Below are 12,940 nucleotides of genomic sequence, written 5' to 3' on the forward strand. Positions count from 1 at the left end.
GGAGGGCCCTCGGGGCCGTGGTGCGGCTGTTCCTCGTACGGCGGCTGCTCAGGCATAGCGGATCCTCGGGTCGAGTACGGCGTACAGGAGGTCGACGAGGAGGTTGGCGACCAGGAAGACGAGGACGAGGACGGTCACGAAGCCGACGACGGTCTGGGTGCTCTGACGGACGATCCCCTGGTAGAGCTGGTAGCCGACACCGTGGATGTTGAAGATGCGCTCGGTGACGATCGCGCCGCCCATCAGCGCGCCGATGTCGGTGCCGATGAAGGTGACCACGGGGATAAGCGAGTTGCGCAGCAGGTGCCGGATGGTGACCCGGCGCCGGGGCAGGCCCTTGGCGACCGCCGTGCGGACGTAGTCGGACCGTCTGTTCTCCGCGATGGAGGTCCGCGTCAGCCGGGTCACGTAGGCGAGGGACACCGACGCGAGCACCAGGCCCGGCACGATCAGCTCGCCGAAGGTGGCCTCCGGGGAGACCGACGGTTTGATCCAGCCCCATTCGACGCCGAGGAGCAGCTGGAGCAGCAGGCCGGTGACGAAGGTCGGCACGGAGATGACGACGAGGGTCAGCAGCAGGACGCCGGTGTCGACGGGCCGGCCGCGGCGCAGGCCGGTGATGACGCCGAGCGTGATGCCGATGATGATCTCGAAGAGGATCGCGACGATCGTCAGCCGGATGGTGACCGGGAAGGCCGACTTCATCAGCTCGGTGACCGGCTGTCCGTTGAACGCGGTGCCGAAGTCGCCGGTGAAGATGTTGCCCAGGTAGGTCAGGTACTGCTGCCACAGGGGCTTGTCGAGGCCGAACTCCGTGCGCAGCTGGGCGGCCGTGGCGGGGTCGCACTGCCGGTCGCCGCACAGGCCCGCGATGGGGTCGCCCATCACGTTGACCATCAGGAAGATGAGCAGTGTGGCGCCGATGAAGACCGGGATCATCTGCAGCAGACGCCGGATGACATACCGTCCCATGAGTGCTCCGGAGGTAGTGGGGCGGGCCCGCGCGGCGGGCCCGCCCCGGGCGGCTCAGTTGACGGTGATCTCGTTGTAGACCGGGACGCTGAACTGGTTGAGCGCCACGTTCGAGACCTTGTCCGAGTAGCCGGCGCTGCCGTTCTGGTACCAGAGCGGGATGGCGGCCATGTTGTCCCGCACGACGCCCTCGGCCTGCTGGAAGAGCTTGATGGCCTTGCCGGTGTCGGTCTCCGCGTTCGCCTGGTTGACGAGCTTGTCGAAGTCCTTGTTGGTCCACTGGCCGTCGTTGGACGAGGCGTTCGTGTAGTACAGCGGCTGCAGGAAGTTCTGGATCAGCGGGTAGTCCATCTGCCAGCCGGCCCGGAACGGACCGGGCATCTTGTGCTGCCCGATCTGGTTGCGGAAGTCGGCGAAGGTGCCGATCGGGTTGCCGACGCACGCCTTGTTGTTGCCGAGGGCGTTGTTGATGGAGTTGCAGACGGCGTCGACCCACTCCTTGTGGGAGCCGGTGTCCGCGTTGTAGCTGATCTTGACCTGGCCGCCGGGCAGGCCGCCGCCCTCCTGGACCAGCTTCTTGGCCTGGGTCGGGTTGTAGTCGCAGGAGTCGCCGCACAGGCCCTTCTGGAAGCCGCCCTTCTCGCCGAGCACCGGCGAGGTCCAGTCGCTGGCGGGGGTGCGGGTCTTCTGGAAGATCGTGTCGGTGATCTGCTGGCGGTTGATCGCCATGGACAGTCCCTGACGGACCTTCTTCGCGCCGCTGGTGTTCCACTTCGCGTCGTAGAAGGGGAAGGCGAGCGTCTGGATGATGCCTGCCGGGGTGTTGATGTACCGGCCGCCGAGGTCGTTCTTGGCGTTCTTGAGCTGGGCGGCGGGCACGTCGTCGACCAGGTCGAGGTTGCCGGCCAGCAGGTCGTTGTAGGCGGTGTTGTTGTCGGTGTAGACCTTGAGGGTCACGCCGCCGTTCTTCGCCTTGTCGTCACCGGAGTAGTCGTCCCACTTCACCAGGGACATCTGCGAGCCCTTGGTGTACGAGTTGATGGTGTACGGGCCGTTTCCGACCGGCTTCTGCACCCAGGCCGCGTGGTCGTCGAAGAACGACTTGGGCAGCGGCGAGAAGGCCGCGTAGCCGAGGGTGTCCGGGAAGGTCGAGAACTTCTGGTTGAGCTTGACGGTGAAGGTGTTCGTGCCGGTGACCTTCAGCCCGGAGAGGGTGTCGGCGCTCTGGCTGCCCGAGTCGGGGTGGACCTTGTCGTAGCCGTCGATGTACCCGAAGAAGTACGCGTTCTTCTGGTTGTTCTTCAGGCTGGCGCCGTAGTTCCAGGCGTCCACGAAGGACTGCGCGGTGACGGCCTCTCCGTTGCTGAACTTCCAGCCGTCCTTGATCGTGATCGTGAAGTTCTGCGAATCCGAGGTGTCGATCTTGTCGGCGAGCATGTCCTCGGCGGCGCCGGTCTTGGCGTTGTACCGCTTCAGCCCGCGGAAGATCATGTCGAGGACCTTGCCGCCCTGCACCTCGTTGGTGTTGGCGGGTTCCAGCGGGTTCTGCGGGTCGCCCCAGGAGGCACTGACCGTGCCGGAGCCGTCGCCGCCGCCGCTGTCACTCCCTCCGCCCCCGCAGGCGGTCGCCGCGAGGGCTACCGCCACCGCACATGCGGCCCATCTGGCGTGCGTGGCTCCACGCATGGAGTGCCTCCTCAAGAGTGCGCTGTGCCGCCGGCGCCGGGGTCGGGCGTTCGGCTCCGGTGCGTCGTGCCTTTACGGCCCAATATCTGTCCATATGAGCCGTATCGCACATTCACTCCACCCTTCCGGGTGGCGAAGTCGTCCAGATGGATCGCAGGGCGTCGATCCGGGAGGGGGCGCACCGGACGGCGCGTCAGAGGATCTCGTAAAGGATCTTGAAGATCTGACCAAAGGATCTTGACGATCCACGCAATGGATCTGCACGGTTCGATGCGGAACCGTTCATTTGCGCGCACCACATGTACGCATTCCGAGACTCCACCGTCCGGTTATCGAACTCATTGACCGTTTCGCGCAGTTGGTCCGAATCTGGACACAGTACGGCCACAGTGCGCTACACGCGTAGTTACGCTTGGGTCATGCGGAGGTAAAGAAAGTAAAGAGAAACCCAAGGCGACCGAGATTTTATTGACCTTGCATGAATTGCGTTGAAAAAGTCCGGCGTAGCCCGTAGGGAGCGCCCTGCGGATGCCGTTGACCCCATCGGGCATGGAGCACCATGACACTCCCCACTCCTTCCGCGGCCGCATCGCTTGAGGTGACCGACGAGATCGGATCGATCCCGGATACGTCGCTGAACCCCAAGGGCTCGGAGAGTCGCTCCCCCGGGCGACTCGCCTGGAAGCGGTTCAAGCGTGACCGCACCGGTGTCATATCCGCGTACATCGTGATCTTTTTCTTTGCGATCGCGATTCTGGCCCCGCTCATAGCCAAGCTGTACGGGAAGAACCCGTACACGACCTACGCGAGCGAGCGCCCTGAACTCCTCGACGCCTTCTCCTACCCGGCCGGTGCCAACGGCGGGATGAGCTCGGAGTTCTGGTTCGGCATCGAGCCGCAGCTCGGCCGGGACGTCTTCACCTTCCTGCTCTACGGCATCCGCACCTCCCTGGGCATCGCCGTCGCGGCGACGCTGGTGACCACGATCGTCGGCGTGATCGTCGGTGTCACCGCGGGCTACCTCGGCGGCCGCACCGACTACTTCGTCGGCCGGGTCATCGACATCCTGCTGTCGTTCCCCTCGACCCTGTTCTTCATCGCCTTCATGCCGGTGGTCTACGGACTGTTCGTCGCCCCCGACGACAACATCCCCACCTCGCTGCGGGCCATCTCCCTGATCGTGGTCCTCTCCGGCTTCGGCTGGGCCTCCATCGCGCGTCTGCTGCGCGGTCAGGTCCTCGGCCTCCGTGAGCGCGAGTACATCGAGGCCGCCAAGGTCACCGGCGCCTCCTCGCGGCGGATCGTGTTCAAGGAACTGCTGCCCAACCTGTGGACTCCGATCATCATCCAGTCCACCCTGATGCTCCCGGCGTACGTGACCGCGGAGGCGGGCCTGGCCTTCCTCGGCGTCGGCATCATCGACCCGACCCCGGACTGGGGCGTCATGATCCAGCGCGGCGCCCAGTTCTACACCGAGGACCTCACCTTCATGCTCTTCCCGGGCGTGTCCATGGTGATCTTCGTCCTCGCCTTCAACCTGCTCGGCGATTCGGTGCGCGACGCGCTCGACCCGAAGTCCAAGCGGTAGCCACCACAGCTCCACCCGGCCGGTTCAGTGTCGTGCGGCCGGATCATCCGTCTCGATCGTCCCTATAAGGCAGGATTCTCCATGTCTTTCTCCCGTAGAAACTTCCTGATCGCCACCGGCGTGGTCGCGGCCTCGTCGTCCGTGCTGACCGCCTGTGGCGGCGGCAGCGACAACAAGTCGAGCCGCAAGGTCCCCACGGTCAGCGGCTCCAAGACCAAGGCGATCCTGGTCGGCACGAAGGCCGACTCCACCGGCCCCGCGCCGGAGGTCCCGGGAGCGGTCAAGGGCGGGACGATCTACTCGCTCGACCAGTTCGACATGGACCACATGGACCCGGCCCAGATATACGTGTCGACCGAGGGCGCCATCACCCGGCCGATCCTGCGCGGCCTCACCGGCTACAAGATCGACAACAAGGGCGGCGCCACCCTCGTCGGTGACGCGGCCACGGACGCCGGCACCACGAAGGACGGCGGCAAGACCTGGACCTTCACGCTGAAGGACGGCCTGAAGTGGGAGGACGGCTCGGACATCACGGGCGATGACCTCCGCCACACCTTCGAGCGCCTCTTCGCCTCCTTCGTCACCGAGGGTCCCCGCTACGTCCAGCAGTGGCTGGTCGGCGGCGACAAGTACAAGGGCCCCTACAGCGGCAAGAAGCTCGCCTCCATCGAGGTCGACGGCAAGACGATCACGTTCCACCTGAACGAGGCCCGTGCCGACTTCAACTTCACGCTCGCCATGCCCGGCTACGGCCTGGTGAGCAAGAAGAACGACACGAAGGAGAAGTACGACAAGCGTCCCTTCTCCTCCGGCCCGTACAAGATCGGCAGCCGCAGCATCGGCAAGTCGCTCACCTACGTGCGCAACGAGCACTGGGACCCGGCGACGGACTCGATCCGCAACAACTACCCGAACGAGTTCGTCTTCCAGTTCGGCTTCCAGCCGCTGGCCGCCACGGACCGCTTCATCGCGGACTCCGGCAAGGACCAGCACGCGATGGCCATCTTCAACGAGGTCGCGGCCGAGCGCATCGCCCAGGTGCTCACCAACGCCAAGCTGAAGAAGCGCGTCCTCACCGAGGTCGACACGGTCACGTACTACTGGCCGATCAACATGACCCGCGTCAAGGACGTCAAGGTCCGTCAGGCCATCAACTGGGCCTGGCCGCACCAGCAGCTGCAGACGATCCGCGGTGGCGCCTCCACCAGCGAGCTGGCCACCACGGTCCTCTCGCCCGTGACCCCGGGTTACGCGAAGTTCGACCTGTACGGCGTGACCAAGAAGCCCGGTGGCGACCCGGCCAAGGCCAAGGCGCTCCTGAAGGAGGCCGGCAAGGTCGGCCAGAAGCTGGTCATCGCCTACCAGCAGTCGGACAACGCCCAGAAGCAGGCCGTCGCGATCAAGAACGCTCTGGAGGCCGCCGGCTTCCAGGTCGTCAACAAGCAGATCGACAAGTCGACCTTCTACACCCAGATCGGCAAGATCGACAACGACTTCGACCTGTTCGCCGCCGGCTGGAGCCCGGACTGGCCGAACGGCTACTCCGTCTTCTACCCCTGCTGGAGCGGCAAGAACATCGGCGACGGCCGCAGCAACTACGCGCAGCTGAACGACCCGAGCATCAACAAGGCGATCGACGCCGCCGCCAAGATCACGGACACCGAGGCCGCGAACAAGGCCTGGGGCGCCGTGGACCGCCAGATCATGGAGACGTCCGCCGTGGTCCCGGACTACCACTCGATCCGCAACTGGATGTACGGATCCAAGGTCGGAAACGTCATCTACGACAGCGGCAACACCTGCATCGCGCTCACCAAGCTCTACGCGATGAAGTAAGCCGTACGACCCAGGGGGGCGGCCGTTCGCCCGGCCGCCCCCTCAGGCCCACCCCCCTTCATGCCCCCGGCGACGGCGCCCCGTCCGGAAAGTCACGCCCCCATGTCCCGCTTTCTCATCCGCCGAGTCCTCGGCGCACTGGTCATCCTGCTGATCATCAGTGCCATCACCTTCGGCCTCTTCTACGCCATCCCGCGTGACCCGGCGATGATGTCCTGCGGCAAGAACTGCACGCCCGACATGCTCGCGCAGATCCGGCACAACCTGGGCATCGACCACCCGATCCCGGTGCAGTACTGGGACTGGCTCAAGGGCGTGTTCGTGGGTCGCGATTACGGCAGCTTCGGCAACTGCAACGCCCCGTGCCTCGGCTACTCGTTCGCCAACCGCGAGCCGGTCCTCGGCACGATCCTGGACCGCCTGCCGACGACCCTCTCCCTGGCGTTCGGCGCGGCCGTGGTCTTCCTGATCTTCGGTATCGGCGCGGGCATGCTGGCCGCCGTCAAGCAGGGCAAGTTCCTGGACAAGTTCGCCAGCTCCGCCTCGCTCTTCGGCTCCTCGCTCCAGATCTACTTCGTCGGCTACGTCGCGATGTTCTTCCTGGTCTCCAAGGTGCACCTGTTCTCGCAGCCCTCGTACACGCCGCTCACCGAGAACCCGGTCGACTGGTTCTCCGGGATGCTGCTCCCGTGGCTGACCCTGGCGATCATCTTCACCGCCAACTACACCCGTATGACCCGCTCGCAGCTCGTCGAGCAGCTCAGTGAGGACTACGTCCGCACCGCCCGCGCCAAGGGCCTCTCCCGTGCGAACGTCTTCTTCCGGTTCGCCTGGCGCGGTGCGATGGGTCCCATCGTCACGGTCTTCGGCATCGACCTGGGCACCCTGATCGGTGGCGCGATCATCACCGAGTCGGTCTTCAGCATCCAGGGAATCGGCCGCCTCGCGGTGGACTCCGTGAGCAAGAGCGACCTGCCCATGCTGCTCGGTGTCACCGTCCTGTCCGCCGGCGCGATCGTGTTCTTCAACATCATCGTCGACGCCGTGTACGCCCTCATCGACCCGCGGATCCGGCTCGCCTGACCCCGGGCACCCCGCCCCCGACAGCAACCCCGGCATCACCCCCCTCAGGAGCGTCCCCGTGACGAGCACCGATCAGCAGCCCTTCCTGTCCGTCAGGGATCTGAAGGTTCACTTCTCCACCGAAGACGGCGTCGTCAAGGCCGTCGACGGTCTCACCTTCGACCTGGCCAAGGGCAAGACGCTCGGCATCGTGGGCGAGTCGGGCTCCGGCAAGTCCGTCACGAACCTGACGATCCTCGGCCTGCACGACCGCGACCGCACCGCCATCGACGGCGAGATCCTGCTCGACGGCAAGGAGCTGCTGACCGCCTCCGAGCGGGAGATGGAGCGGCTCCGCGGCAACAAGATGTCGATGATCTTCCAGGACGCGCTGGCCTCGCTGTCGCCGTACCACACCATCGGCAGGCAGATCGCCGAGACGTACCGCAAGCACACCGGTGCCTCCAAGAAGGAGGCCCGGGACCGCGCGATCGAGATGCTGCGCCGCGTGGGCATCCCGCAGCCGGACATGCGTGTGGACGACTACCCGCACCAGTTCTCCGGCGGTATGCGCCAGCGCGCGATGATCGCCATGGCGCTGGTCTGCGACCCCGAGCTGCTCATCGCGGACGAGCCGACCACCGCGCTCGACGTGACCGTGCAGGCGCAGATCATGGACCTGCTGAAGGACCTCCAGCAGGAGTTCGGCACCGCGATCATCTTCATCACGCACGACCTCGGTGTCATCGCCGACATCGCGGACGACGTGCTCGTGATGTACGGCGGCCGGTGCGTGGAGCGCGGGACCAAGAAGGAGGTGCTGCGGGCGCCGCAGCACCCGTACACCTGGGGTCTGCTGGGCTCGATGCCGAGCCTGGACGGACCGGTCGACGTACCGCTGTCGCCGATCCCCGGTTCGCCGCCGTCGCTGCTCAACCCGCCGTCCGGCTGCCGCTTCCACCCGCGGTGCACCTTCAAGGAGAAGGTCGAGGGCGCGCTCTGCTCCACCGAGCAGCCGCTGCTCCAGGTCACGGACGGGCGCGGTGCCGCCTGCCACCTCACGGCGGACCAGCGCCAGGAATACTTCGCCGACCTCGCCGCGACCCGGTCGCACTGACGTAACTGAGACGGGACTTCACGATCATGAGCAACACGAACCCCCTCCTGGACGTCACCGGGCTGACGAAGCACTTCCCGGTGATGGGAGGCTTCCCCTTCAAGCGGAAGATCGGCGCGGTGCAGGCCGTCGACGGTCTCGACTTCCAGGTGGCCGAGGGCGAGAGCCTCGGCCTCGTCGGCGAGTCCGGCTGCGGCAAGTCGACGACCGGCCGGCTCATCACCAGGCTCCTCGAACCCACCGCCGGCCGGATCAACTACCGCGGCCAGGACATCACGCACGCCAACCGCAAGCAGCTGGCGCCGGTCCGCTCCGAGATCCAGATGATCTTCCAGGACCCGTACGCCTCGCTGAACCCGCGCCAGACGGTCGGCAAGATCATCTCGGGCCCGATGGAGATCAACGGGATCAACCCGAAGGGCGGCCAGGAGAAGCGCGTCCGCGAACTCCTGGAGACGGTCGGACTCAACCCCGAGCACTACAACCGCTTCCCGCACGAGTTCTCCGGCGGCCAGCGCCAGCGCATCGGGGTAGCCCGCGCGCTCGCCCTGGAGCCGAAGCTGATCGTCGCGGACGAGCCGGTCTCCGCGCTCGACGTCTCCATCCAGGCGCAGGTCGTCAACCTCCTGCAGGATCTGCAGAAGGACCTGGGGATCGCGTTCCTGTTCATCGCCCACGACCTCGCGATCGTGCGGCACTTCTCGCAGCGTGTCGCGGTCATGTACCTCGGCAAGATCGTCGAGATCGCCAACCGCGCGGACCTGTACGACAACCCGCGTCACCCGTACACCCGCGCGCTGATGTCGGCCGTGCCCGAGGCGAGCGCCGACGACGTCCCGGCCCGCGAGCGCATCCTGCTCAAGGGTGACGTGCCCTCGCCGCTCAACCCGCCGTCGGGCTGCCGGTTCCGCACCCGCTGCTGGAAGGCGACGGACAAGTGCGCGTCGGAGGCTCCGCCGCTGGTGCAGATCTCGGGCAGCAACGCCGATCACCTGACGGCCTGCCACTACCCGGAGACGACGGAGTCCGTTCCGGCCCCGCGTTTCTCCAAGGACCCCGAGGCGGCGGTCTGACACACCCCAATTCGTCAGCCGCCCCCTTTCGGAACCGACCTTCACCGGCCCATTGACCCGAGCCCACGAACGTCAAGTTCCAGGGGAACGAAGGCCCGCGCCCACCAGGGTGCGGGCCTTCTTCGCAGCCCGGGACCCCGCGGGTGTCCCGGCGCCGGGGAGCGGACCTCAGCCCAGCTCCCCCCGCTCCACGCAGAACTCGTTCCCCTCCGGGTCCGCGAGGACGACCCAGCCGCCGCCGTCCGGGCGGGTGTGGTCGGCGATCCGCAGGGCGCCGAGGGCGACGGCGCGCTCGACCTCCGCGGCACGGGTCCGGCCGTGCGGCTCCAGATCCAGGTGGACGCGGTTCTTGGCCGTCTTGCCCTCCTCGACGTGGACGAACAGCAGGGTCGGGCCGCCGGACGCGTCGGTGATGACCGCCTCGGGATCACCCGGCTTGTCGTCGTCGGCGAGCGGCCGGCCGAGCAACTCGCTCCAGAACAGCCCGAGATCGTACGGGTCGCCGGTGCAGTCGAAGGTGATGGTCCGGATGGTCGGGTTCAACGCCCCTGTCTCTCCCATGATCTAGTGCCCCGTCCGGCCGTCGGCCAGTTCCCGCAGGATGTCGAGGTGGCCGTTGTGCCGGGACGTCTCCTCCACGAGGTGCAGCAGGATCCAGCGGAGGTCGACGTGCCGGCCGTCGCGGATCGTCCGCTCGGCCTTCGCGTCGAGGTCGTGTGCGGCGACCAACTCGCGGTAGCGCGTGCTCTGTTCCTCGTACGCGTCGAGGATCTCGGCCAGCGGGATACCGACGGCCATGCTCATCTCGCGGTCGGGGTCCTCGTCCGTCCAGGGCCCCTTGTCCTCCTCGCCGAGGAAGACGACCTGGAACCAGGAGTACTCCACCCAGCGCAGGTGGTTCACGACCCCGCTGAGGGTCATCAGCGGGGACCCGGGCAGCGGCGCCTTGCGGGCGTCCTCCTCGGAGAGCCCCTCGCACTTGGCGCGGGCGGTGGCGCGGGCGTAGTCGAGGAAGGTGGTCAGCTGGGTGCGCTCGTCCCAGGCCGCGGGCGTGTCCGTACGTGTCTGCGAAGTCGAAGTCATCGGGGTGAAGCATCCCGGTCGGACCGGACGATGTCGACCGATTAACCGGGCGCGGGACAAGCGGACTTGCCGGGCTCCGGCGTCCCCGGTCAGACTGTCGCGCCATGGCCTACCACCTGCGCGGAACGGTCCTGCCCGAGGGCGCCGTACGCGACCTCTGGACGCTCGGCGACCGGATCACCTTCCAGCGCCCCTCCGTTCCCGCGGAGACCGTCGCCGACGGGGGGTTCCTGCTGCCGGGCCTCGTCGACGTCCACACACATCCCGGCGGTTCCGTCGCCGACGAGACGCGCTTCGACCCCGAGGTGTTCGCCGAGCAGATCGCCGCGCACCGGGACGCGGGGGTCACGGCTCTGCGCTTCCCCGGCCTGCTGGGCGAGATCCCCGCCGGACTGCGCGAGGACCCCGGCTCACCCCGGATGATCACAGCGGGGCGCTGGCTGGCCTGGGCCGGGCTCTCCCGCAGCGCCGCGTTCCACACGGTGACGGACGACCTGGTCGCCGCGGCGGTGGCCGAGGCGAAGGCGCACGACGGCTGGTGCAAGCTGATGGGCGACTGGGACTTCGAGGCCCCGCCCGTGCCGTACGAGCTGCTGCGGGCGGTGGTGGAGGGCGTGCACGCTGCCGGTGGCCGGGTCGCGGCGCACTGTCAGTCCGCCGCGGGCGTGCTGGGCGCGGCCCGCGCGGGGGTCGACTCGATCGAGCACGGCATGGGGATGCCGGAGGAGTGCGTGGAGCTGATGGCCGGGCACGGCAGCGCCTACGTCCCGACGCTCACCGCCTTCGCGCGCAGTGCCACCGGGATCAAGGACAACGCCCGGGGCCGGCTCTGGCACGAGGGGCACCGCAAGATGATCCGCCGGGTCCGTGAGGCGCACGACGCCGGCGTCACCGTCCTCGCGGGCACGGACTCGGCGCCCCACGGCAACGTCGCCTCCGAGGTCGGGCATCTCATCGAGGCGGGCCTTCCGGCCGATACCGCGGTCGGCGCGGCCAGTTGGACCGCCCGTGCCTTCCTCGGCCTCCCGGGCCTGGCCGAGAACGCCCCGGCGGACATCACGGTCTACCCGGCGGACCCCCGCACGACGCCGCTGACGCTCCACCACCCCGCCCGCATCGTGCTCCGCGGCCGGATCATCCGCTGACCCCCCGCACCACCAGCTCGACCTCGAAGCCGTCGGTGTCCTCCAGGTACGCGGCACAGTGGCCGCCCCCGCCCGCATACGGGTACCGCTCCGGAAAGAGCACCACCCATCCGAAGCCGGGTGCCTCATCGACCAGAACGTCGAGCTCCGCACGGCCGGCTACGCACAGGGCAAGGTGGTTGAGTCCCGGACGCGTCCGGTCGTGGCGGTCCCCCGTCAGCGCGGGCGACTGCTCGAACACCAGGTACGTCTCCCCCGACCGCCAACTGCGGCCGTCCGGCCAGTCCTGGTACGGGGTGTACCCGAGCCGCTCCAGCAGCCAACCCCAGGAGCGGACCGCCCGCCCGAGGTCGGGTACCCACAACTCGATGTGATGCAGCATCAATTCCCGATCGTCATGTGCGGCGCCGGAGTCTCTGCGGTGCTGCCGTCGGCCACCCCTCCGGCCTTGCCAAATCTTCACCTGCTTGATCGCTGGATTCCTTGGTGATCACTGTTTCGGACGGACCCGTTGGCTGAGAGACTGCTGCGATGGCTGATCGTTCGTTCAGTGACGTGTCGCTCGCCGCCCTGTACGACCAGCTCAACCCATGGGGGGCCGGCGACGACTTCTATCTGGACCTGATGTTGTCCGCGCGGTCCGTGCTCGATGTCGGGTGCGGGACGGGGCGGCTGTTGGCGAGAGCCCGGGAGGCCGGGCACGGGGGGCGGTTGTGCGGGCTCGACCCCGCCGCGGCGATGCTGGTGCAGGCGCGCCGGCGGGCCGCCGCCGAGTGGGTGCTCGGGGATCTCGGATCGGTGCGCTGGGAGCGGGAGTTCGACCTCGTCGTGATGACGGGGCACGCGTTCCAGGTGCTCCTCGGCGACGACGAGGTGGGCACCGCCCTGGCCGCCGTGCGGCAGGCTCTCGGTGAAGGGGGCCGGTTCGTGTTCGAGACGCGCAATCCGGCCGCGCGGGCGTGGGAGACGTGGACGCCCGACCGGGCGCGCGAGGTGAGTGACGCGCGCGGGGGCGTCGTACGGGTCAGCCACCGGGTGGAGGGGCCCGTGCTCGGGGACCGGGTGACGTTCAGCGAGACGTTCGAGCACCCGGACTGGGAGCGGCCCCAGGTCAGTCGCAGCACTCTGCGGTTCCTCGGGGCGGACGCGCTGCGCGGGTTACTCGGGGACGCCGGGTTCGTCGTGCGGGAGCAGTACGGGGACTGGGGCCGGGAGCCGCTGTCCCCCCACTCCCCCGAGATCATCACCGTCGCCGTCGCCGGCTGAGACAAGGGAAGGGGGCAGGGTCACGCCCGGCAGCAGACGGCTCGCGGCCCGTTCGGTGATCGCCGCCGTCTCCGCCTTCGCCGCGGCCGAGATGGCACCGGCGCCGGGC

The 12,940-nt window shown here is 67.8% G+C and carries 12 protein-coding genes; 7 read left to right on the top strand and 5 right to left on the bottom strand.

From position 1 onward, the window contains the following. Window positions 1-48 precede the first annotated feature (48 nt). A complete protein-coding gene (locus ABZT74_RS12415; RefSeq protein ID WP_081219218.1) occupies window positions 49-972 on the bottom strand; it encodes an ABC transporter permease in 924 nt (307 codons plus the stop codon). Window positions 973-1,026: 54 nt separating this feature from the next. Beyond that, window positions 1,027-2,658 carry an ABC transporter substrate-binding protein gene (locus tag ABZT74_RS12420; protein ID WP_356166192.1) on the bottom strand — a complete coding sequence of 544 codons (1,632 nt, stop codon included), beginning with the start codon at window positions 2,656-2,658 and terminating at the stop codon, window positions 1,027-1,029. 559 nt (window positions 2,659-3,217) lie between these two features. On the opposite strand from ABZT74_RS12420, the gene ABZT74_RS12425 reads away from it, so the two are divergent. The 5 genes from ABZT74_RS12425 to ABZT74_RS12445 all read left to right on the top strand — a co-directional run bounded on the left by ABZT74_RS12425 (window position 3,218) and on the right by ABZT74_RS12445 (window position 9,337). Continuing rightward, window positions 3,218-4,246 (top strand): ABC transporter permease, encoded by a 1,029-nt coding sequence (locus ABZT74_RS12425; RefSeq protein WP_267048451.1) that lies wholly within the window; start codon window positions 3,218-3,220, stop codon window positions 4,244-4,246. A gap of 81 nt (window positions 4,247-4,327) precedes the next feature. Continuing rightward, entirely contained in the window at window positions 4,328-6,085 is a 1,758-nt protein-coding gene (locus tag ABZT74_RS12430) for an ABC transporter substrate-binding protein (RefSeq protein ID WP_356166194.1), read from the top strand. 102 nt (window positions 6,086-6,187) lie between these two features. Next, window positions 6,188-7,168 (top strand): ABC transporter permease, encoded by a 981-nt coding sequence (locus tag ABZT74_RS12435; protein ID WP_267048449.1) that lies wholly within the window; start codon window positions 6,188-6,190, stop codon window positions 7,166-7,168. A gap of 58 nt (window positions 7,169-7,226) precedes the next feature. After that, the gene (locus tag ABZT74_RS12440) at window positions 7,227-8,264 is read left to right on the top strand and encodes an ABC transporter ATP-binding protein (protein ID WP_356166197.1); all 1,038 of its coding nucleotides are present in this window, start codon (window positions 7,227-7,229) and stop codon (window positions 8,262-8,264) included. Window positions 8,265-8,290: 26 nt separating this feature from the next. Next, window positions 8,291-9,337: a dipeptide ABC transporter ATP-binding protein gene (locus ABZT74_RS12445; protein WP_356166200.1), complete on the top strand. Its 1,047-nt coding sequence runs from the start codon at window positions 8,291-8,293 to the stop codon at window positions 9,335-9,337. Between the two features lie 168 nt (window positions 9,338-9,505). Here ABZT74_RS12445 and ABZT74_RS12450 read toward each other — a convergent pair whose 3' ends face one another. Continuing rightward, window positions 9,506-9,898: a VOC family protein gene (locus ABZT74_RS12450; RefSeq protein ID WP_355865124.1), complete on the bottom strand. Its 393-nt coding sequence runs from the start codon at window positions 9,896-9,898 to the stop codon at window positions 9,506-9,508. Between the two features lie 3 nt (window positions 9,899-9,901). Beyond that, on the bottom strand, window positions 9,902-10,420 hold the full coding sequence (locus ABZT74_RS12455) for a DinB family protein (protein WP_355865127.1): 519 nt from the start codon (window positions 10,418-10,420) through the stop codon (window positions 9,902-9,904). 104 nt (window positions 10,421-10,524) lie between these two features. On the opposite strand from ABZT74_RS12455, the gene ABZT74_RS12460 reads away from it, so the two are divergent. After that, window positions 10,525-11,565 (top strand): amidohydrolase family protein, encoded by a 1,041-nt coding sequence (locus ABZT74_RS12460; RefSeq protein ID WP_356434427.1) that lies wholly within the window; start codon window positions 10,525-10,527, stop codon window positions 11,563-11,565. On the opposite strand, the gene ABZT74_RS12465 is transcribed toward ABZT74_RS12460, so the two are convergent. Then, entirely contained in the window at window positions 11,555-11,947 is a 393-nt protein-coding gene (locus ABZT74_RS12465) for a VOC family protein (protein WP_355865593.1), read from the bottom strand. The two genes, ABZT74_RS12460 and ABZT74_RS12465, sit on opposite strands and share 11 nt — an antisense overlap. A gap of 149 nt (window positions 11,948-12,096) precedes the next feature. On the opposite strand from ABZT74_RS12465, the gene ABZT74_RS12470 reads away from it, so the two are divergent. Then, a complete protein-coding gene (locus tag ABZT74_RS12470) occupies window positions 12,097-12,831 on the top strand; it encodes a methyltransferase domain-containing protein (protein WP_356434430.1) in 735 nt (244 codons plus the stop codon). Window positions 12,832-12,940: the final 109 nt, after the last annotated feature.

This window comes from Streptomyces sp. NPDC005302, from assembly GCF_040607345.1.
Classification (GTDB): Bacteria; Actinomycetota; Actinomycetes; order Streptomycetales; family Streptomycetaceae; genus Streptomyces.